Annotated in this window: 17 protein-coding genes; 8 read left to right on the top strand and 9 right to left on the bottom strand. The window is 72.6% G+C overall.

Features of this window, described 5'->3' with window-relative positions:
• Window positions 1-24: 24 nt before the first annotated feature.
• From AB0C87_RS23075 to AB0C87_RS23050, 6 genes are all read right to left on the bottom strand, one after another.
• Window positions 25-1,638 carry a M4 family metallopeptidase gene (locus AB0C87_RS23075; protein ID WP_353832595.1) on the bottom strand — a complete coding sequence of 538 codons (1,614 nt, stop codon included), beginning with the start codon at window positions 1,636-1,638 and terminating at the stop codon, window positions 25-27.
• 199 nt (window positions 1,639-1,837) lie between these two features.
• Window positions 1,838-2,224, bottom strand: a complete 387-nt coding sequence (locus tag AB0C87_RS23070) for a transcriptional repressor (RefSeq protein ID WP_089312674.1) — start codon at window positions 2,222-2,224, stop codon at window positions 1,838-1,840.
• Window positions 2,221-3,123: a metal ABC transporter permease gene (locus tag AB0C87_RS23065; RefSeq protein WP_360357293.1), complete on the bottom strand. Its 903-nt coding sequence runs from the start codon at window positions 3,121-3,123 to the stop codon at window positions 2,221-2,223. The genes AB0C87_RS23070 and AB0C87_RS23065 overlap by 4 nt, the downstream gene beginning before the upstream one ends.
• On the bottom strand, window positions 3,120-3,806 hold the full coding sequence (locus AB0C87_RS23060; RefSeq protein WP_360579444.1) for a metal ABC transporter ATP-binding protein: 687 nt from the start codon (window positions 3,804-3,806) through the stop codon (window positions 3,120-3,122). Before AB0C87_RS23060 ends, AB0C87_RS23065 begins: the two co-directional genes overlap by 4 nt.
• A 26-nt stretch (window positions 3,807-3,832) precedes the next feature.
• Entirely contained in the window at window positions 3,833-4,783 is a 951-nt protein-coding gene (locus AB0C87_RS23055; RefSeq protein ID WP_353832597.1) for a zinc ABC transporter substrate-binding protein, read from the bottom strand.
• Window positions 4,784-4,815: 32 nt separating this feature from the next.
• Window positions 4,816-5,124 (bottom strand): DUF6703 family protein, encoded by a 309-nt coding sequence (locus AB0C87_RS23050; RefSeq protein ID WP_345174452.1) that lies wholly within the window; start codon window positions 5,122-5,124, stop codon window positions 4,816-4,818.
• Between the two features lie 28 nt (window positions 5,125-5,152).
• On the opposite strand from AB0C87_RS23050, the gene AB0C87_RS23045 reads away from it, so the two are divergent.
• The 3 genes from AB0C87_RS23045 to AB0C87_RS23035 all read left to right on the top strand — a co-directional run bounded on the left by AB0C87_RS23045 (window position 5,153) and on the right by AB0C87_RS23035 (window position 8,537).
• Window positions 5,153-5,437, top strand: a complete 285-nt coding sequence (locus AB0C87_RS23045; protein ID WP_345174454.1) for an antibiotic biosynthesis monooxygenase — start codon at window positions 5,153-5,155, stop codon at window positions 5,435-5,437.
• 139 nt (window positions 5,438-5,576) lie between these two features.
• The gene (locus tag AB0C87_RS23040) at window positions 5,577-6,980 is read left to right on the top strand and encodes a DUF1906 domain-containing protein (protein WP_360579413.1); all 1,404 of its coding nucleotides are present in this window, start codon (window positions 5,577-5,579) and stop codon (window positions 6,978-6,980) included.
• Between the two features lie 168 nt (window positions 6,981-7,148).
• Complete coding sequence (locus AB0C87_RS23035; RefSeq protein WP_345174458.1) at window positions 7,149-8,537, top strand: glycine--tRNA ligase; 1,389 nt, start codon at window positions 7,149-7,151, stop codon at window positions 8,535-8,537.
• Window positions 8,538-8,661: 124 nt separating this feature from the next.
• Here the strand turns inward: AB0C87_RS23035 and AB0C87_RS23030 are convergent, their stop codons facing one another.
• Window positions 8,662-9,339, bottom strand: coding sequence for a hypothetical protein (locus tag AB0C87_RS23030; RefSeq protein ID WP_360579411.1), 678 nt, complete (start codon window positions 9,337-9,339; stop codon window positions 8,662-8,664).
• Window positions 9,340-9,638: 299 nt separating this feature from the next.
• On the opposite strand from AB0C87_RS23030, the gene AB0C87_RS23025 reads away from it, so the two are divergent.
• On the top strand, window positions 9,639-10,076 hold the full coding sequence (locus tag AB0C87_RS23025; RefSeq protein WP_360579409.1) for a hypothetical protein: 438 nt from the start codon (window positions 9,639-9,641) through the stop codon (window positions 10,074-10,076).
• A gap of 63 nt (window positions 10,077-10,139) precedes the next feature.
• Window positions 10,140-12,410: a protein translocase subunit SecD gene (secD, locus tag AB0C87_RS23020; protein WP_360579407.1), complete on the top strand. Its 2,271-nt coding sequence runs from the start codon at window positions 10,140-10,142 to the stop codon at window positions 12,408-12,410.
• 47 nt (window positions 12,411-12,457) lie between these two features.
• On the opposite strand, the gene AB0C87_RS23015 is transcribed toward secD, so the two are convergent.
• Window positions 12,458-13,597: a septum formation family protein gene (locus AB0C87_RS23015; RefSeq protein WP_360579405.1), complete on the bottom strand. Its 1,140-nt coding sequence runs from the start codon at window positions 13,595-13,597 to the stop codon at window positions 12,458-12,460.
• Between the two features lie 114 nt (window positions 13,598-13,711).
• A complete protein-coding gene (locus AB0C87_RS23010) occupies window positions 13,712-15,598 on the bottom strand; it encodes a glycoside hydrolase family 15 protein (protein ID WP_345174468.1) in 1,887 nt (628 codons plus the stop codon).
• 327 nt (window positions 15,599-15,925) lie between these two features.
• On the opposite strand from AB0C87_RS23010, the gene ppdK reads away from it, so the two are divergent.
• The 3 genes from ppdK (at window position 15,926) to AB0C87_RS22995 (ending at window position 20,884) form a co-directional block, all read left to right on the top strand.
• A complete protein-coding gene (gene ppdK, locus AB0C87_RS23005) occupies window positions 15,926-18,625 on the top strand; it encodes a pyruvate, phosphate dikinase (protein WP_360579403.1) in 2,700 nt (899 codons plus the stop codon).
• Between the two features lie 120 nt (window positions 18,626-18,745).
• Window positions 18,746-19,576 carry a YdcF family protein gene (locus tag AB0C87_RS23000; protein ID WP_360579401.1) on the top strand — a complete coding sequence of 277 codons (831 nt, stop codon included), beginning with the start codon at window positions 18,746-18,748 and terminating at the stop codon, window positions 19,574-19,576.
• 33 nt (window positions 19,577-19,609) lie between these two features.
• The gene (locus AB0C87_RS22995) at window positions 19,610-20,884 is read left to right on the top strand and encodes a deoxyguanosinetriphosphate triphosphohydrolase (protein ID WP_360579399.1); all 1,275 of its coding nucleotides are present in this window, start codon (window positions 19,610-19,612) and stop codon (window positions 20,882-20,884) included.
• The last annotated feature ends 27 nt before the right edge of the window (window positions 20,885-20,911 follow it).

Genomic DNA, 20,911 nt, shown 5'->3' with positions numbered 1-20,911 from the left:
CGGGGCGTTCCGCCGGGATCGGGACTAGTTGACGTTCACCGCGGACCAGGCCGCGGCGACGGTGTTGTACTGGGTGCTGCCCGCGCCGTAGAGGTCCCTGGCCGCGTTCAGGGTCGCGGTGCGCGCTCCCGCGTAGTTGGTCGAGGACGTCATGTACGTGGTGAGCGCCCGGTACCAGATCTTCGTGGCGGCGTCCCGGCCGATGCCGGTGATCGTGGAGCCGTTGGACGTGGGGCTGTTGTAGGAGACGCCGTTGATCGTCTTCGCGCCGCTGCCCTCGGACAGCAGGTAGTAGAAGTGGTTGGCGACGCCCGAGGAGTAGTGCACGTCGAGGTTCTTGGTGCTGGTCGACCAGGAGTCGGCGGAGCTGCCGTCCTTGCTGGGCTTGTCCATGAAGCGCAACGCGGGCTTGCCGAAGCCGGGCAGGACGACCTCCTCGCCCACGAGGTAGTCGCCGAGGTCGTTGGAGTTGTTCGCGTAGAACTCCACGGCGGCGGCCATGATGTCGGACGTCGCCTCGTTCAGCCCGCCGGACTCCCCGCTGTAGGTGAGGTTCGCGGTGGAGCTGGTGACGCCGTGGCTCATCTCGTGCGCGGCCACGTCCAGGGACGTGAGCGGGCCGAGCTGGCTGCCGTCGCCGTCGCCGTAGGTCATGCAGAAGCACGAGTCGTCCCAGAAGGCGTTGGCGTAGCCGCTGCCGTAGTGGACGCGGTTGTAGGACCCCTTGCCGTCGCCCGCGATGCCGGTGCGGCCGAAGACGTTCTTGTAGAAGTCCCAGGTCTCGTTGGTGCCGAACTGGGCGTCGACGGCGACGGTGGCGCGGTCGGACGTCGTGCCGCTGCCCCAGTGGTTGTCGGCGTCGGTGAACAGGGTGGCGGGGGCGCGGTGGAAGCACCAGCTGAGGAAGCAGAGGTCGGTGTCGTTCTGGGCGTCACCGGTGTAGGTGTTGCCGCGCGTCGGGTCCTTCAGCTGGTAGGCGCCGCCGGACGGCGTCGTCTGGAGCGGGACGGTCCCGGTGTAGAGGGACTTGCCGTCGCCCGCCTCGGTCTTGATCGTCTCTTCGTTCAGCAGCACCTTGCCGGTGGCGGCGTCGACGGAGGTGAGGATGCGGCTGGGCGTCCCGTCGGCCTTCTTCCCGACCGTCTGGACGCGCCAGGCGAGGCGCGGCGCGTGGTCGGCGGTGCGGGACTCCACGACGAGCGCGGGGGAGCCGTCGGCCTTGCGGTTCTTGGTGACGGCGCGCTTCTGGGCGGTCTTGGCGGAGACCTCCGGGCTGGAGTCCGACGGCGCCTTGGTGAGGGTGAGGCTGGTGCCGCGCCACGTCCCGGCCGCCGTCTCGTGGACGATGATGTCGCCGCCCAGGACGGGCAGGCCGTCGTAGGTGCGGGTCATGCGGGTGTGGGAGGTGCCGTCGCGGTCGATGCCGACCCCGACCACCTGGAACGCCTGCCCGTCGCCGCCGCGCACCTCGGCGGCGCGGCCGGTGAGCGCCCGGAGCGCGTGCTCGGCGGCGGCGCGCGGACTCGGTGGTGACGCCGGCTGCCGCGCGGAGGCGGGGAGCGCGGTGGCGGCCGACGCGAGCAACGTCGCCGAGGCCAGGAGCGAGATCCTTCGGCTGGTGAACGCCCGTCTTGTCATGAACGCCCTCTCGTGCGGGCGCCACGCTCCCCCGAGGACCCTCCGTCGGGCCCGCCGTGGCGACGGGACATTTATGACATAGGGCTACTGGGAAGTAGATATAACAATTTGCCAAGAAACGCCTACAGAGCGTGTGAATTACCGGCCTTGTCCGATTTCAAGCAGCGGCGGACCTGCGGGCCCGGGGGTTGCGGGGACTTCAGGACGGCTTCGCGGCGCAGTTCGCGCACGTCCCGAAGACCTCGACGGTGTGGGTGATGTCGACGAAGCCGTGCTCGGCGGCGATCGTGTCGGCCCAGCGCTCCACGGCCGGGCCCTCGACCTCGACCGTCCGGCCGCAGTCGCGGCAGACCAGGTGGTGGTGGTGCTGCTCGGTGCGGCAGGCGCGGTAGACGGCCTCGCCCTCGTCGGTGCGCAGCACGTCGACCTCGCCCGCGTCGCTGAGCGCCTGCAGCGCCCGGTAGACGGTGGTGAGGCCGATCTTGGAACCGTCGGCGCGCAGATCGGCGTAGATGTCCTGGGCGCTGCGGAAACCCTCGCAGCCGGCCAGCACCTGCCGTACCGCGTCCCGGCGGGCCGTCGTCATCCCCTCAACACCTCCGCCTCGGCATCCACGCGTGGCGGGGCGCCGGGCCCGGCGTCCCCCGCGGTGACGGCGTCGGCCGCGGCACGGGAGCGCCTGCGGCGCACCACCGAGCCCCCGGCGACCGCGGCCACGAACACCGCGAGCGCCAGCAACACGATCGAGGGGCCCGGGGGAAGATCGTACTGGAAGGAACCCGCCAGCCCCGCCACGGCCGACAGTACACCGATCCCCATCGCCGACAGCATGGTGCTCCAGAATCCCCGCGTGAGCTGCTGCGCCGCCGCCACCGGGACGACCATCAGCGCGCTGACGAGCAGCAGCCCGATCGCGCGCATCGAGATCACCACCGTGACCGCGGCGGTCGCGGCGATGAGCACGCTGAGGAACCGGACGGGCAGCCCGGCCGCCCGCGCGACCTCCTCGTCCTGGCAGAGCAGGAACAGCTCGCGCCCGAACACCGCGACGATCGCCAGCACGACCGCGGCGAGCCCCGCGACGACGTAGAGGTCGGTCACCGTCACGCTGCTGATCGAGCCGAACAGGTACGACTGCAGGCCCGCCGAGCCGCCGCCGTCGACGCTCGTCAGGATGACGCCGCCCGCCAGCCCGCCGTAGAACAGCAGGGCGAGCACGGCGTCCGCGCCGCTGCGGCTGCGCGCCCGCAGGACCTCGATCGCGACGGCGCCGAGCACCGACACCACCAGCGCCCCGAGGACGGGGGAGGTGCTGGTGAGCAGCCCCAGCCCGATGCCGGTGAGCGCGATGTGGCCGATGCCGTCGCCGAGCAGGGACAGCCGGCGCTGGACCACGAACGTCCCGACGGCGGGGGCGGTCAGCCCGATGAGCACCGCCATGGCCAGGGCGACGCGCATGAAGTCGTACTGCAGCATCTCGCTCACGCGGGCCTTTCGAGGGTCTGCCGGGCGGTCTCGCGGACGACGCGGCCGTGCCCGAGCTCGACCGTGCGGGTGACGAGCGGCTCCATCGGCCCGAGTTCGTGCGCGACGAGGACGACCGTGCGCCCGGCGCGTGCCAGTTCGTCCAGCGCCGACGCGAGCGCCGCCTGGCTGCCCGCGTCCACGCCGGCGGTCGGCTCGTCCATCACGAAGGCGTCGGGTTCGCCGGCGAGGGCGCGGGCGATCAGCACCCGCTGCTGCTGGCCGCCCGACAGCAGGTGCGCCGAGTCGCGGGCCCGCCCGGCGAGCCCGACCGTCTCCAGGGCGCGGTCGACGGCGGCCCGGTCGGCCGCCCGGTCGGCGAGCGGCGCGGGCCGCCAGCGCGACCGCCGGGCCACCCGGCCGGACGCCACGATCTCGCGGACCGTCGCCGGCACGCCGCCGCCCATCGGCAGCCGCTGCGGCACGTACCCGACGCGCCTCCAGTCGCGGAACCGCGCGGGCGGCTCGCCGAAGATCTCCGTCCGGCCGGCGGCCAGCGGGACGAGCCCGAGCAGCGCCTTGACGAGCGTGGACTTGCCCGCCCCGTTCGGACCGAGGACGGCGAGCACGTCGCCGGCCTCCACCCGCAGGTCGACGTCGGCGAGCACCACGCGGCCGTCCCGCCGGACGAGGCCGCCGGTCATCGCGAACGGCGCGGCGGTGGTCTCGTTCATGTGCACTCCAGCGCGGGCCGCAGGGTCCGCAGGTTCTCTCGCATGATCGTCATATAGTCGCCGGACGCCCCCTCCGGCGCGCCCTCGGCCGGGTCGAGGACGGCCGTCCGCACGCCCGCCTCCCGCGCCAGGCTCGCGGCCACCCGCGGACTGGCCAGGGTCTCGGTGAAGACCGTCGTCGCGCCGGTGGAGGACACGAGCCGCGCCAGCCCCGCCAGCCGCTTCGGGGACGGCTCGCCGGACGGGTCCACGCCCGCGACCGGGATCTGCCGGAGCCGGTAGCGGTCCGCGAGGTAGCCGAACGCGGCGTGCGCGGTGACGATCTCCCGGCGCGCGCAGGACCGCAGACCGTCCTGGAACTCCCGGTCCAGGCCGGTCAGCGCCTGCGCGGTGGCCCGGGCGCGCTCCCGGTAGCCGGTCGCGTGCGCGGGGTCGGCGGCGGCCAGCCGCTCGCCCAGCGCGGTGGCCACGGTCGCCATCCGGCTCGGGTCGAGCCAGATGTGCGGGTCGTAGGACGCCTCGCGGTGCCGTACGCCGTCGTGGGCCTCCTCGTCGTCGGTCTCGCCGGGCGGGGAGAGCCTCGGCACGAGGCTCGCGGCGTCGAGCGACCTGCCCTTCGCGTGCTTGCGGACCGCGTCGTCGACGGCGGGCTGGACGCCCTTGACGTAGACGGCGTAGTCGGCGTCCTGGACGTTCGCGACCTGCCGCGCCGTCAGCTCCAGGTCGTGCGGCTCGGTCCCGGGCCTGGTGAGCGTCCGGACGGACACGTCGCCGCCGCCGACCTTCCCGGCGAGCCAGGCCATCGGGTAGAAGGACGCGACCACCGCGGTCCTGCCGGGCGGGACGTCGGCGCCGGCGTCGGCGCAGGCCGTCAGGCCCGCCGCGAACCCGGCCAGGGCGAGCGCCGCGGCCGGCGCGGTTCGCAGGGCTGCGCGGAGAGGGGGCACGGTGCGATTATGGACGAAGATGAAAACGGTTGTCAAAACCGACCGATGCCGCGTCCCAGGGCGAACCCCACCAGGACGGCCAGCGCGGCGAGGCGCAGGATCCTTCCCGAGCCGTCCAGCGCGGGCCAGTTCAGATAGGCGAACCAGCCGAGCGCGGCGGCGAGCACCAGCAGTCCGGCCGCGGCCACCCAGCCGGTTCCGGCCATGCCGATCACCAGCAGCACGAACACGGCGGCGAGCAGGACCCACCGCGGCAGCCGGTGCAGGAACACCACCGGCGCCGCGCTGCGCCGCTCGACGGCCGCCCGCAGCCCGGTCGGCCGCTCACCTCTCGTCTCCACAGGCCCAACGTACTGCCAGGATGGACGGATGATCGCGATAACCCGGTACCGGGTGCCGGACGAGGAGTCCGGCGGCTTCGCCGAGAGCATGACCGCGGTGCTGGAGGCCCTGGCCGCGAGCACCGGCTTCCTTTCCGGCCGCCTCGCCCGGACCGTCGACGACCCCGGGCTGTGGGCCCTCGTCACCGAGTGGGAGGGCGCCGGACACTACCGCCGCGCGCTCGGCGCCTACGAGGTGCGGCTCCGGTTCATGCCGCTCGCCGCCCTCGCCGTGGACGAACCGGGCGCCTACGAGGTGGTCTCCTCCGCCTGAGCGGCCGCCCGGTCCGTCCCGCGCGGGCCTGGTCAGAATGCGGGCAATCGGCGGTCAAGAAGCGACCCCTCCCGGTTTCGCCGCCTCCGCCGAGGTCATCCCGCACATGATCATGCCGGGCCCGCGGGGGGAGAATGTGATGCGCCATGCCGTCCTGTTCAGTGTGCCGTCCGGGGCGGCGGCCGTCGCCGTCGTCCTCACCGTCACCGGGACGGCCCCCGCGCGTCCCGCGCCCCCTCGGGCGGCCTCGCTGGCCCTGAGGGGGGCGGCCGAGAGCGGGGAGGGCCCGCATGGCCGCGTGGTCGAGTACCGGGGGCTGCGCGTCCCCGTCCCGGCCGGCTGGGAGGTGCACCGGCTCGACCGGGATCCGTCCCGGTGCGTCCGCTACGACCGGCACGCGGTCTACCTGGGCCGCCCCGGACCGCAGCCCGACTGCCCGGCGCGCGCCGTCGGCCGCACCGAGGCCGTCCACCTCCAGCCCGCGGGGGACGGGCGGACCGCGCGGACCGTCGTGCACGCCGACAAGCTCGCCTCGCTGACCGTGCGGCGGACCGTCGACCACGAGACGCGGCTCACCCTGCCCGAGGCCGGCGTCACGATCACCGGCGTGTACGGCGGGAGCCCGGAGGCGCTCCAGCGGATCCTGCGGGGCACCCGGCTGTCGGGCCGGTGGACCGCCGCGCCGTCCAAGCCGGACGTCCGCCGGACGGCGACCGCCGTGCCCACGGCGCCGGCCGAGGGGACGGCGCCCAGCGGAGGCCCCGTGCCCAGCGGAGGCCCGGTGCCGACCGGAAGCCCGGTGCCGACCGGAGGTCCGGTGCCCGCCGAGAGCCCGTCCTCCGGCCAGGGGACCGCCCTGGAGCGCTCGTGGGTGCGCGGCAAGGGGTTCGACACCTGCACCGCCCCGTCCCTGGCGACCATGAGGGCCTGGCGGCCCTCGTTCAAGGTCACCAACATCTACATCGGCGGAGCGGCGCGCGGATGCGCCCAGCCGAACCTCACCGCCTCGTGGGTGCGGCAGGTGCGCGCCATGGGCTACCGCCTCACCGCCACCTACGTGGGCCTCCAGGCCCCGTGCGGCAGCCGCCCGCAGCGCTTCACCGCCCGGAGCGCCTCCTGGCAGGGCGCCCAGGCGGCCGCGGACGCCGCCCGCAGGGCCCGGGCGCTCGGCATTCCGGCCGGCAAGCCGCTCTACTACGACATGGAGGCCTACGACCACAAGAAGAGCGCCTGCCGGGCCGCCGTCCTCCGCTTCGTCGACAACTGGGTCGACCGGCTGAAGACCGAGGGCTACCAGCCGTGCCTCTACAGCAGCTCCAAGTCCGGCATCCGCGACGTGGGCCGGTCCTCGATCAGCAGGCCGTCCTGCGTCTGGTTCGCCAACTGGGACCGCCGGGCCGACGTGTACGGAGACCCGTTCCTGCCGGACGCCTGGTGGGCGCCGCACCGCCGCGTCAAGCAGTACCGCGGCGGCCACCGGGAGACGCACGGCGGGGTCACCCTGAACATCGACAGCGACGTCGCCGACGGGCGCGTTTACTAGTTCCTGCTCAGGGGTGCCCGTGCCCTAAGCTGGGGGCACTCTCCGGCGGCGGCGGCGCCCGCGCCGGAGCACATCACCGGGGATCACACTCGCCGCCGCCCGCCGTCGCCGCGGGACCGGGGCGCACTCACTGTTCCCGCCGACCGCCAGCCGGATGGAGAATCTTTCATGGCACGCCGTTCCGATGTGCTGGACACGATCGTCAACCTCGCCAAGCGGCGGGGCCTGGTCTACCCGTCGAGCGAGATCTACGGCGGGCTCCGCGCCTCCTGGGACTACGGCCCCCTCGGCGTCGAGCTGAAGAACAACGTCAAGCGCCAGTGGTGGAAGTCGATGGTGCAGGGCCGCGACGACGTCGTGGGCCTCGACTCGTGCGTCATCCTGGCGCGCGAGGTCTGGGAGGCCAGCGGCCACGTCCAGGCGTTCGTCGACCCGCTCACCGAGTGCCAGTCCTGCCACAAGCGCTTCCGGGCCGACCACCTGGAGGAGGCCTACGAGGAGAAGCACGGCCGGCCGCCCGCGAACGGCCTCGCCGACATCTCCTGCCCCAACTGCGGCGTGAAGGGCTCGTTCACCGAGCCGAAGATGTTCAACGGGCTGCTCAAGACCTACCTCGGCCCCGTCGAGGACGAGTCGGGCCTGGCCTACCTGCGTCCCGAGACCGCGCAGGGCATCTTCATCAACTACCTGAACGTCCAGCAGTCCGCGCGCCGCAAGGTGCCGTTCGGCATCGGCCAGATCGGCAAGTCGTTCCGCAACGAGATCACGCCCGGCAACTTCATCTTCCGGACCCGCGAGTTCGAGCAGATGGAGATGGAGTTCTTCGTCAAGCCCGGCAGTGACGAGGAATGGCACCAGTACTGGATCGACGAGCGCATGCAGTGGTACGTCGACCTCGGCATCCGCAAGGAGAACCTGCGGCTGTTCGAGCACCCGCAGGAGAAGCTGTCCCACTACTCCAAGCGCACCGTCGACGTGGAGTACCGGTTCGACTTCGTCGGCAGCGAGTGGGGCGAGCTGGAGGGCATCGCCAACCGCACCGACTACGACCTGACCACGCACTCCAAGGCGTCCGGCGCCGACCTGTCGTTCTTCGACCAGGAGTCCGGCGACCGGTTCACCCCGTTCGTGATCGAGCCCGCGGCGGGCGTCGACCGCTGCACGCTCACCTTCATGATGGACGCCTACGCCGAGGACGAGGCGCCCAACGCCAAGGGCAAGATGGAGAAGCGCGCCGTCATGCGGCTCGACCGGCGGCTCGCCCCGGTGAAGGTCGCGGTGCTGCCGCTGTCGCGCAACGCCGACCTGTCCCCGAAGGCCCGCGACCTCGCCGCGCAGCTGCGCCGCAACTGGAACGTCGACTTCGACGACGCGGGTGCCATCGGCCGCCGCTACCGGCGCCAGGACGAGATCGGCACCCCGTTCTGCGTCACCGTCGACTTCGACACCCTGGAGGACGACGCGGTGACCGTCCGGGAGCGCGACTCGATGAGCCAGGAGCGCATCGCGCTCAGCCAGGTCGAGTCGTTCCTCGCCGCGCAGCTCGTCGGCTGCTGACCCGGCTCCGGGCGACGCCCCGGTGACGACGAGACGGGCCGCCCCCGCATGGGGGCGGCCCGTCCTTTCCCTGGGAGCGCGGCGGGGGACTGGCTCTCCTCGGGAGCTCCGTTCCGGCCTCCGGTCAGCTGGTGACGTAGAGGGCCTGGTTGTAGGTGCCGGATCCGGCGACCGACTCGCCGCGCAGCGCGTACGTGGCGGTCACGGTGGCCGTGGACGGGCAGAGGAAGTTGCTGCCCGACTGCTTGTTGACCGTGGCGTTCTTCACGCCGACCTGCGCGTCGCTGCTGGTGGTGACCGGCCGCGAGCCGTTGTCGCCGTTGTAGCCGTTGGCGGTGAGGTTGCCGCCGTACACGCAGGTGATGCCGCCGAAGATGTCGACCACGGCCTTCACCTTGAAGTTCGCGATCGTGACGGTGGCGTCCCGGCCGCCGCTGTGCCCGGGGTCGAAGGTGACGTTGCCGCCCGTCCAGGGCAGGTTCTGCGCGGTGATCGTCGAGCTGGTGCTGCCGCTGCAGGGACCGCCGCCGGTGCCGGTGAAGGTGGCGGAGGCGACGTTCAGCGCGCTGCCGTCGGAGTTGATGGAGCCGTTCATCGTCGACTGGCTGCAGGAGCCGCTGCCGATCGAGCTGCTGACCGTCGCGGTGCCGAGCAGCGAGGCCTGCACTCTGCCGGAGTAGGCGGCGGCCGTGGCCGAGCCCTTGCGGATGGTCGTGCCCGCTGCGTAGGCGGGGGCGACCCCCGCGGCGAGGACGGCCAAGGCGGCGGTCCCGACGATCGCGGTCTGTCTGATTCGTGCCACCGGAGACTCCTCTGTCCGGTTCGGGGTGGGCATACGCGAAAGTAATTCGCATAAATCGCGCGGGCAATGGCGGGCGGCGGACTGCGGGCTGGCCGGATCGGGACACCAGCCAGTGTCTGCTGGTAAGGCCGTGTGGCCGAGCACGGGCAACGTCTTTGTCACGCAACCCGTCCTTGACGGACCCGCTTTCACGGCTCTCGCCCCGGAGTCAGGGCGAGCGCCGCCGGAAGGAAAGTGGGCTAGGTTGGCGTGAACATCGGGGCGAGCACCCCGCCGGCGGTCCGGGCGAGGAGGGTGGAGTGGGCGAAGCGCACCATCCCGCCTTCCGGCGGCCCGTCGCGCGGCTGCTCGTCGTCGTGCTCGGCCTCCTCGGCTTCGTCGCCGGACCGGTCGGCGCGGGCCTGCCGGCCGGCGGCATGCAGGGCAGGGCGCCCGCCACCGGCACGGTGTCCGGAGTCCGGATCGGGGCCGCCCTCCAGGGGCCCGCCCGCACCCGCGTCACCCCCAAGTCGCGCACGGCCGGGCGCGTACAGACCGCCATCGCCGCCACCGCTCTCCGCGCGGCGGCGGCGGCGCCGTACGTCCAGCCCGAGCACGCGACGCCCCCCGCCTCCGGCGACGAGACCCGGCCGCCGTCCGGGCGCCTCGTCCGGGCCGGCTCCGCGCACGTCACGCCCGACATCGCGCCGCGGGGCGCCCCGCGCGGGCGCGCTCCGCCCGCCTCCACAGGGATCTGAGCTCTCTGTCCCCGGTGCCGCACGTCGACGTGCGGCACCGAAACCCCTGCGTGGAGGTTCCCCTTGACTCGCGCCAACGTGGTGCGGGCGGTACTGGCGTTCGCCGTGCTCGCCACATCGTTCTACTTCGCCTGGTCCAAACCCGCCCGCCTCGGCCTCGACCTCCGCGGCGGCACCCAGATCGTCCTGGAGACGCAGGACTCCCCGGCCGTGAAGGCCGACCGGGAGTCCACCGACCGCGCCCGCGAGGTGCTGCAACGGCGCGTCGACGCGCTCGGGGTCGCCGAGTCGTCCATCACCCGCTCCGGCGACCGGCGCCTGATCGTCGAACTGCCGGACGTCCAGGACCCGACCCGCGCCGCCGCCGCCATCGGCAAGACCGCGCAGCTCACGGCGCACCCGGTGCTGCCCGCCACCGGCACGCCCGCGGCGGGGCAGCAGCTGATCCCCGATGAGAGCGGTCAGCAGATCCTGATCGGCCCCGCGGCGCTCACCGGTGCCGGGATCGGGTCGGCGAGCGCCTCCTACGACCCGCAGAACCTCGGCGGCTGGGCCGTCGACGTCCGGTTCAAGGGCGGCGGGGGCGCCACCTGGGAGCGGCTGACCGCCAAGGCCGCCTGCGCGGCGGGGGACGAGCGCCGCGTCGCCATCGTGCTGGACGGCAAGGTGATCTCCTCTCCGCAGGTCACCGAGAGCGTCGCCTGCGGCGTCGGCATCACCGGCGGCTCCACCCAGATCACCGGGGACTTCAGCCCTTCCGAGGCCAAGGACCTCGCGGCCCTCATCCAGGGCGGCTCGCTGCCCGTCCCCGTGAAGATCATCGAGCAGCGGGTGGTCGGTCCGACGCTCGGCGACGAGGCGATCGACGCCAGCGCCCGCGCCGCCGTCATCGGCATCGTCCTCACCGGCCTGTTCATCGTGGCCGTCTACCGGCTGGCGGGCCTGCTCGCCACGGTCGCGCTCGCCGGGTACGCGCTCATCTCCTACGGCGCTCTCGTCGCGGTCGGCGCCACCCTGACGCTGCCGGGGCTCGCCGGGTTCGTCCTGGCCATCGGCATGGCGATCGACGCCAACGTGCTGGCCTTCGAGCGCGCGAGAGAGGAGCGCGCCGCCGCGCCGGGGCGCAGCGCGCGGACGGCGCTGGCCGTCGGGTTCACCAAGGCGTGGTCGGCGATCGCCGACTCCGCCGCCACCACCGTGCTGGCCGCGGGCCTGCTGTTCTTCCTGGCCTCCGGGCCGGTCAGGGGCTTCGGCGTCACGCTGACCATCGGCGTGCTGGGCTCCCTCGTCTCGGCGATGCTGCTGAGCCGGGTCCTCACCGACGCCGCCGCCGCGCGCATGCCCCGGCTCAGCAAGGGCAGGGCGGGCGGCATCGGCGGCGCCGGCCGCATCCGGCGGTGGCTGGAGGACAGCGGCCCCGACCTGATGAAGCGCAGCCGCCTGTGGCTCGGCGTCTCCGCGCTCGCCGTCGTCCTCGCCGTCACGGGGATCTTCGCCCGCGGCCTGAACTACGGCGTGGAGTTCACCGGCGGCCGCCTGGTCGAGTACTCCACCTCCCGGCACGTCGACATCGACGCCGCCCGCGCCGCCGTCGCCGAGGCCGGATTCCCGCGCGCCGTCGTCCAGACCTCGGGGAAGGACGACATCTCGGTCCGGACGGCCGACCTCGGCAACGCGGAGGAGAAGCGCATCCGGGACGCCCTCGCGAAGGAGGGCGGCGGCGCCGCCAAGCAGCGCGACGAGCTGATCGGCCCCAGCCTGGGGGAGGAGCTGCGGACCAAGGCCCTCATCGCCCTCGGCGTGGCCCTGCTGGCCCAGCTCGCCTACCTGACGATCCGGTTCCGCTGGACGTTCGCGGCGGGCTCGGTGCTCGCCATGTTCCACGACATCGCGATCGTCACCGGGATCTTCGCCTGGCTGGGCAAGCCGATCGACGGCGTCTTCCTCGCCGCACTGCTCACGATCATCGGCTACTCGGTGAACGACTCGGTCGTCGTGTTCGACCGGGTCCGGGAGATGTGGGCGGCGAACCCCAGGGGGAGGTTCGCCGACATCGCCAACCGCGGCACGCTGCAGACGGTCCCGCGGACGATCAACACCGGCGTGGGCGCCCTGTTCATCCTGGCGGCGCTGGCCGTCCTCGGCGGCGACTCCCTGACCGACTTCGCCGTCGCGCTCCTGATCGGCATCGTCGTCGGCACGTACTCCAGCGTCTTCACGGCGACGCCGCTGGCCGTCGTCCTGGAGCGCCACGCCAAGGCCCCGCCGCCCCAGAGCAAGCAGAAGTCCAGGCCGGTCCGCCGGACCCCGGGCAGCTCGGGCGCGGTCGTCTGACGCCCTCCGGGCCGCCGCCCTCCCCGGCGGCGGCCCGGAGGGGGACGTCACTTCTTCGGCACGAACGACCGCTTGAGCGGCCCGTTATTGCCGCCCGTGATCAGGCAGTACACGTCCCGATAGCCGAGTCTCCACTGCTGCTTGGTCGGCGTGGCGAACGTGGCGGAGACGCGGTCGGGCGGCGGATCGCCCTTCCAGATGTCCGCCGCCCGCCTCGCGCAGCCCTCCGAGGCCATCTTTTCGAGTTTCTTTATGCCCGGGTACTCCTTGCCCTGGAGCTTGTACGTCGCCAGCACCTGGAACTGATGCGGCAGATCGCAGTCCACGACCGGAGGGGTCATGCTCTCGTCCCACTTCTCCAGGCATTCGCCCTGCTCGAACATCGCCTCGTGCCGGGGAGTGATCACGGCGCGGCTGAGCGGTGCGGTGAGCGACTTGTCCTCGCCGACGTAGACGAGCGTGCACGTCACAGTCCGCTTCCCGCTCTCCCAGTCCTTGCGCTTGGGGAGCTCGGTCCGCGCGTCGAAGTCGTCGTCCACGATCTTTTTGACGTTGTCCGGGGTGCGTTCCTCGCACAGCGCCGCCGCCTGGGCGGCGAGCCGTTGGACTCCGGGGAAGGGGCCGGCGGGAAGCGTCGCCTTGGCGACCACCTCACCGTTATGGGGGCTGGCGCAGGGGCTGGGATACACGTTCGGATCGGCCGGGTCATGGGTCTGCGCCGTGAAGCAGTCACCCACCTTCAGGGTCGACGACAGCACGTAGCCGTCCCGCTGACGCGGATCGGCCTCTGCTTCTCCGGCCGAGAACAGCGAGTCGCCGAACAGCGTCGCGATGATCGCCGCCGCCGCGAGCCAGGCCGCCGAGGCACCGAGCTCGCCGAGCGCGAGGCCCCTGCCGCCGCCTCCCCGGCGGCGGATCTGCACCAGGGCGGCGACGGCGAAGGCGATCGCGAACAGGACCAGGCCCACGGCACCGGTGACCAGGGCGGCGATGGCTAAGCCGTTCGTCCGCGCCCGGCCGGGCCGCTCGCCCGCGGTGGGTGAGGGCTCCGGATCGTCCGCGGGCGAGGTCTCGTCCGGTGGGGCGGCCGGGGCTTCGGCGGCGGGTGCGCGCGTGTCGGGGAGTGCCCAGGCGGGAGGCGGTTCGGGGGCGGCCGGGTCGTCGTCAGGAGATGGTGGCGTGGTCACGGCGAAACGGTAGGCCGGACAATTCGGTAAAAACCGGTGTTCTGGGTGGTCGTCGCCGAGTCGTGATGAAGGAATCCCGTGGCCGGGGACCGGCCCGGCCACGGGTCCGGGGGGTCAGGCGAGGGGCGGCTGGTCCGAGGGATTCTCCGCCCTGATCACCTGCATGACGGCGTTGATCAGCGCCAGGTGGGTGAAGGCCTGCGGGAAGTTGCCGAGGTGGCGGCCGGTGTGCGGGTCGATCTCCTCGGCGTACAGCTGCAGGGGGCTCGCGTAGGACAGCAGCTTCTCGCACAGGGCGCGGGCCCGCTCCAGCTCGCCGACCATCACCAGGGTGCTGACCAGCCAGAAGGAGCAGATCGTGAAGGTGCCCTCGTCCGATTCGAACCCGTCGTCGGTCTCCGACGCGCGGTAGCGCAGGACGAGGTCGTCCTCCGACAGCTCGTCGGCGATGGCGAGGACGGTCTCCCGGACGCGCTTGTCGTCGGCGGGCAGGAAGCCGAGCAGCGGGATCAGCAGCGCCGAGGCGTCCAGGGCCGTCGCGCCGTAGTGGGCGGTGAAGACGCCGCGCTCGTCCAGCGCGTTGGCGAGCACGTCGGCGTGGATCTCGTCGGCCGCGGCCTGCCAGCGCAGCGCCCGCTCCTGGTCGCCGCGGATGCGGGCGAGCCGCGCCCCGCGGTCGGCCGCGACCCAGCAGAACACCTTGGAGGAGGTGAAGTGCTGCGGTTCGCCGCGCACCTCCCACATGCCGCAGTCGGGCGTCCGCCAGTTGGCGAGGGCGTCCTCGACCTGCTTGACGACGATCTTCCACAGCCGGTCGTCGAGCCGGTCCCGCTTGCGCACGAACAGGTAGATGGAGCCGATGATCGCGCCCCACACGTCGTGCTGCGCCTGCATGTACGCCTCGTTGCCGATGCGCACCGGGCGGGCGTTGTCGTAGCCGGTGAGGTGGTCGAGCGTGGACTCGGGCAGCTCCTCGCGCCCGTCCAGCCCGTACATGATCTGCAGCTTGCCCTCGGCGGCCTCGGCGACGTCGGTGATGAAGTAGAAGAAGTCGTTGGCCTCCCAGTCGTAGCCGAGCGTGTAGAACGCCCAGAGGGCCATCGTGGAGTCGCGGATCCAGGTGTAGCGGTAGTCCCAGTTCCGGTCGCCGCCCGGCGTCTCCGGCAGCGACGTCGTCGCCGCGGCCGCGACCGCGCCGGACGGGGCGAACGTCAGCCCCTTCAGCGTCAGCGCGCTGCGCTGCAGGTGGCTGCGCCACGGGTGGTCGGGGAACCGGCCCCGGTCAAGCCAGTGCTGCCAGTGGTGGACGGTCCAGACGAGCCGCTCCTGCGCCTCCTCCCACGAGGAGGGCGCCGCGTGCTCGCTCCAGGACAGCGCCACGAAACGGGACTCGCCCTGCTTCAGCAGCGTCCGGGACGTGGCGAGCGACCCCTCGAACCCGACGTTCATGTCGGTGGTGAGCCGCAGGCCGACGCCGTTGCCGCGCGCGGCGGCCTCGTGGTAGCCGGAGCCGGTGTGCTCCCAGCGCGCCGGCGTCTGCCCGTAGTCGAACACCGGCATGCAGTCGAGGCGGACCTGCACCTGCCCGTTCACGCAACGCACCATCCGCAGCAGGACGTGGTCGGCGTCGTAGTCGGTCGGCGCCCTGCGGTGCGTGTGGGACCGTTCCGTCTCGTGGTGCCACGGGCCCATGAGCAGCGCGTCCGTCACGACCAGCCAGCCGCCGTGCACCCACCAGGTGGTCTCCATCACCATGGTCCCCGGGATGTAGCGCTGCGCGGCGGGCACCTCCACGCCCGCGGGGCCGACCCGGAAGTATCCGGCGTCCCGGTCCAGGATGGAGCCGAACACGCTGGGCGAGTCCATCCTGGGCAGGCACATCCACTCGATGTTGCCGCTGGGCGCGACCAGGGCGGTCGTCTCGCAGTCGGACAGGAACCCGAAATCGGCGATGGGGGCGAACGGATCTCCCGCCCGGCCGCCGGCGACCTTCGGCCTCACAACGTCACCTCCTTGATTCATCATTCCCTCTCCCACGCGATGGGCGTGTCTTGGGTACGGGCCGCCCCCCGGGACGGGGCGCCCGGGCGGTGCGGTTGGAGCGGTGTGTCCCTGGTCTCCCTATTGGAATAGACCATTATCCGCAGTCTGAGCTGGGATAACTCCCCTCGGCGCACCGGGCGCCGAGCAAGTCTCGGGTTCGCGGGTACAGTCCCGGCAAACAGGGCAGCGGACCCGCCGCCGCCTGGGGTGACGCGACGCCGCGCGCCCCGCGGCGGCGGGCCCGGAACTGCCACTGGGTGGAACCGGAGCGAGAAGGAGCTCCCCGTGCGGAAGTTCGTGTACGACTTCACTGAGGGAAACAAGGACCTCAAGGACCTCCTGGGGGGCAAGGGCGCCAACCTGGCCGAGATGACCAATCTCGGCCTGCCCGTGCCGCCGGGGTTCACGATCACCGCGGAGGCCTGCCGGCACTACCTCGAGCACGGGAGCCTGCCCGACGGCCTGGCGGACGAGGTGAACCGGCACCTGGCCGACCTGGAGTCCGCGATGGGCAAGAAGCTCGGCCAGAGCGACGACCCTCTCCTGGTCAGCGTGCGGTCCGGCGCCAAGTTCAGCATGCCGGGCATGATGGAGACCGTCCTCAACGTCGGGTTGAACGACGAGTCCGTCCACGGCCTCGCCTCGCAGGCGGGCGACGAGCGGTTCGCGTGGGACTCCTACCGCCGGCTGATCCAGATGTTCGGCAAGACCGTCATGGACATCGACGGCGACCTGTTCGAGGACGCCGTCGAGGACGTCAAGCGGGCCAGGGGCAGCGACGACGACGGCGACCTGACCGCCGGGGACCTCAGGGAGCTCGTCGACCGGTTCAAGGTCATCGTACGGGAGAAGACGGGCCGCGAGTTCCCGACCGATCCGCGCGAGCAGATGGACCTGGCCGTCGAGGCGGTGTTCAACTCCTGGAACGCGCCCCGCGCCATCCTCTACCGGCGGCAGGAGCGCATTCCCGTCGACCTCGGCACGGCCGTCAACATCTGCTCGATGGTCTTCGGCAACATGGGCCTGGACTCGGGGACGGGTGTCGCCTTCACCCGGGACCCCGCGTCCGGGCAGCAGGGCATCTACGGCGACTACCTCCAGAACGCCCAGGGCGAGGACGTCGTCGCGGGCATCCGTAACACCGTCCCGCTGAAGGAACTGGAGCGCATCGACAAGGCGTCCTACGACCGGCTGCTCGAGATCATGGAGACGCTGGAGAACCACTACCGCGACATGTGCGACATCGAGTTCACGATCGAGCGCGGGAAGCTGTGGATGCTGCAGACCCGGGTCGGCAAGCGGACCGCCGGCGCGGCGTTCCGGATCGCCTGCCAGCTGCTCGACCAGGGCCTCATCGACCTGGACGAGGCCGCCCGCCGCGTCACCGGCGACCAGCTCGCCCAGCTGATGTTCCCCCGCTTCACCGACCGGGTGGACGGGGTCAAGAAGATCACCAAGGGCATGAACGCCTCGCCCGGCGCGGCCGTCGGCAAGGCCGTGTTCACCTCCGAGCGCGCCGTGGAGCTGGCCGAGCGGGGCGAGGACGTGATCCTCGTCCGCCGCGAGACCAACCCCGACGACCTCGCCGGCATGGTCGCCGCCAAGGGCGTCCTGACCTCCCGCGGCGGCAAGACCTCGCACGCCGCGGTCGTCGCGCGCGGCATGGGCAAGACGTGCGTCTGCGGCGCCGAGGAGCTCGACGTCGACGTCAAGGGCGGCCACTTCACCGCGCCCGGCGGCGTCACGGTCCGGGAGGGCGACGTCATCTCGATCGACGGGTCGTCCGGCGAGGTCTACCTCGGGGAGGTGGCGGTCGAGGACTCGCCCGTCGTCCGCTACTTCGAGGGGCAGCTGGCGGTCGAGGACGGCGACGACCTCGTCAAGGCCGTGGACCGGGTCATGCGGCACGCCGACGCGCGGGCCGCGCTGAAGGTCCGCGCGAACTCCGACAATCCGGAGGACTCCGCCCGGGCCCGCCGGTTCGGCGCCGCCGGCATCGGGCTGTGCCGCACCGAGCACATGTTCCTTGGCGACCGGCGGCAGCTCGTGGAGCAGCTCATCCTCGCCGAGGACGACGACGAGCGGCAGGCCGCGCTGGACGCCCTGGAGCCGCTCCAGAAGAGCGACTTCGAGGGCATCTTCGAGGCGATGGACGGACTGCCCGTCACCATCCGGCTCATCGACCCGCCGCTGCACGAGTTCCTCCCCGACATCACCGAGCTGTCGGTCAGGGTCGCGCTCGCGGGCGACGAAGCGGACGCCAAGGACCGGAGACTGCTCGAAGCAGTCAACCGACTGCACGAGCAGAACCCTATGCTGGGCCTGCGCGGCGTGCGGCTGGGTTTGGTGATTCCCGGTCTGTTCGCGATGCAGGTGCGCGCGATCGCCGAGGCCGCGGCGGCGCGCAGGCGGGCCGGCGGCGACCCGCGCCCGGAGATCATGATCCCGCTGGTCGGGGCGGTCCAGGAGCTGGAGGCCGTGCGCGACGAGGCGCGCGACATCCTCGCCGCGGTCAGGGAGTCGAGCGGGGTCGACGTCCCGGCGCTGATCGGCACGATGATCGAGCTGCCCCGGGCGGCGCTGACCGCCGGGCAGATCGCCGAGGCCGCCGAGTTCTTCTCCTTCGGCACCAACGACCTCACCCAGACGACCTGGGGCTTCTCCCGCGACGACGTGGAGGCGGCGTTCTTCTCGCGCTACCTGGAGCTCGGGATCTTCGGGGTGTCGCCGTTCGAGACCCTCGACCGCGAGGGGGTCGGCAGGCTCGTGCGCATCGCCGCCGAGGAGGGCCGCCGGGCGCGGCCCGGTCTCAAGCTCGGCATCTGCGGCGAGCACGGCGGCGACCCCGACTCGGTGCACTTCTGCCACGAGGTGGGCCTCGACTACGTGTCCTGCTCGCCGTTCCGCATCCCCGTGGCGCGGCTGGAGGCGGGCCGCGCGGCCATCGAGGCCGCCGACGCCTCCGGGGGCAGCGACAGCCGCTGACGTCCCGCCCGGCGGCCGGGCCACCGCGCCCGGCCGCCGGGACCGATGTGGGACGGATGACACGCCGTCCTGGCGAACCTGGCGCGCATGCCGGAACATCTCACTAACGTGTCCGATGCGATGACGTTGGAAGCGGAGTTGCCGGAGTTCACGCCGGAAGACGATGAGACGGACGGTCCCGACGAGCGGGCGGACGGGCCGCGGCGGCGCCGTGGGCGCGGCCGGTGGCGCCGGTCGCCCTGGTTCGCGATCCCGGCCGGGATCCTTACCGGGCTGCTGGCGATCGCGGTGCTGACGCCGCTCGCCGTCGGCGCGCGGATCTGGCACCAGGCCCGCCAGGACGAGCGGCCCCGCTCGGACGCGATCATCGTGCTGGGCGCCGCGCAGTACAACGGGGTGCCGTCCCCGACGCTGAAATGGCGGCTCCAGCACGCCCTGGACCTGTACCGCCACGGGGTCGCGCCGGCCATCGTGACGGTGGGGGGCAAGGCCCCCGGCGACAACTACACCGAGGCGGGGGCCGGCCGGAACTGGCTGATCACCAAGGGCGGCGTGCCCGCCTCCCGGGTCTTCGAGGTGCCCGTCGGGCGCGACACGCTGGAGAGCATGAAGGCCGTCGGCAGGGAGTTCGACCGGCACCACTGGTCCTCGGGCGTGATCGTCACCGACCCGTGGCACGGGCTGCGGTCCAAGAAGATGGCCGAGGACAGCGGCATCAAGGCCGCCGCGTCGCCGACCCGCAGCGGCCCCAGCGTGCAGACCCGCGACACCCAGTTCCACTACATCGTCCGCGAGACCGGCGGGTACCTGTCGTACGTGCTGCTGGGCAAGAGCGTCCAGGTGCCGGACGAGACCATCAAGCGGATCCACATCGACCCGTCCGCGACGCCCTCGGCGTCCCCGCCCTCCTCGTCGTCCCCGCCCCCGTCCTCGCCATCGCCGGGCCGCTGAGGACCCTCGCGGCCCTCTACCCTGGATAGGGACATGACGATCAACGTGACCACGGGCTACCACGGCCGTGACAAGGAACGCTGGGCGCCCGAGCCCCCCAAGCGGCGCGACCGCACGGCGTTCGAACGCGACCGGGCCCGGGTGCTGCACAGCGCCGCCCTCCGCCGGCTGGCCGCCAAGACGCAGGTCGCCTCGCCCGGCGCCGACGCGGTGGCCGACACCGTGCAGAGCCTGCGCACCCGCCTCACCCACTCGCTGGAGTGCGCGCAGGTCGGCCGCGAACTGGGCAAGTCGCTCGGCTGCGACCCCGACCTGGTGGAGACGGCCTGCCTGTCGCACGACATCGGGCATCCGCCGTTCGGGCACAACGGCGAGTACGCGCTCGACATCGTCGCCCGCGACTGTGGCGGGTTCGAGGGCAACGCGCAGAGCCTGCGCGTCCTGACCAGGCTGGAGCCGAAGTCCTTCGCCGCCGACGGCCCGCCCCTGCACGGACGCAGCGTCGGCCTCAACCTGACCCGCGCCGCGCTGGACGCCGCGATGAAGTACCCGTGGTCGCAGGCCGAGGCCGTGAACGGCAAGTTCGGCGTCTACGACGACGACGCGGACGTGGCGCGCTGGGTGCGCGACGGCGCAGAGCCGGGCCGCGCCTGCTTCGAGGCCCAGGTCATGGACTGGAGCGACGACGTCGCCTACTCCGTCCACGACCTGGAGGACGCGCTGGTCGCCGGGCACGTCGACTTCAAACGCCTCGCCGACCCCGCCGAGCGCCGCCTCGTCGCCGCCACGGCGGCGAAGCTGTACTGCCCCGACGCCGGCCAGGCCGAGCTGGAGGAGCGCTTCGCCGCGCTGCTCGCCGAGCCCTGCTGGCCCGACCGCTACGACGGCACCCCGCGCAGCCACGCCGCCCTCAAGAACCTGACCAGCACCCTGATCGGGCGGTTCTGCCTGGCCGCCGAGACCGCCACGCGGGAGGCCTACGGCGACCGCCCGCTCACCCGCTACGCGGCGGAACTGATCGTGCCGCGGCGGCAGCGGCTGGAGAACGCCCTGCTCAAGGGCATCACGGCGCACTACGTGTGGATCAGCCACGAGGAGGTCAGGGCCCGCCAGCGGACGCTGATCACCGAACTCGCGGAGATGATGCTCGCGGGCGCCCCGGAGACCCTCGACCCGGGCTTCCGCGACGCGTTCACGGACGCCTCCGACGACGCCGCCCGGCTGCGCGCCGTGATCGACCAGATCGCCTCCCTGACCGACCTGTCGGCGATGGCCCGCCACCGCATGCTGGGCGGACGCGGGTACTGACCCGGGGGACGGCCCGGCGCGGGCGGG

The sequence above is a fragment of the Actinomadura sp. NPDC048021 genome (genome assembly GCF_040653135.1).
Taxonomy (GTDB): Bacteria; Actinomycetota; Actinomycetes; order Streptosporangiales; family Streptosporangiaceae; genus Spirillospora; species Spirillospora verrucosospora.
The sequence above is the reverse complement of the archived record's forward strand: the minus strand, read 5'-3'. Positions and strand labels throughout refer to the sequence as shown.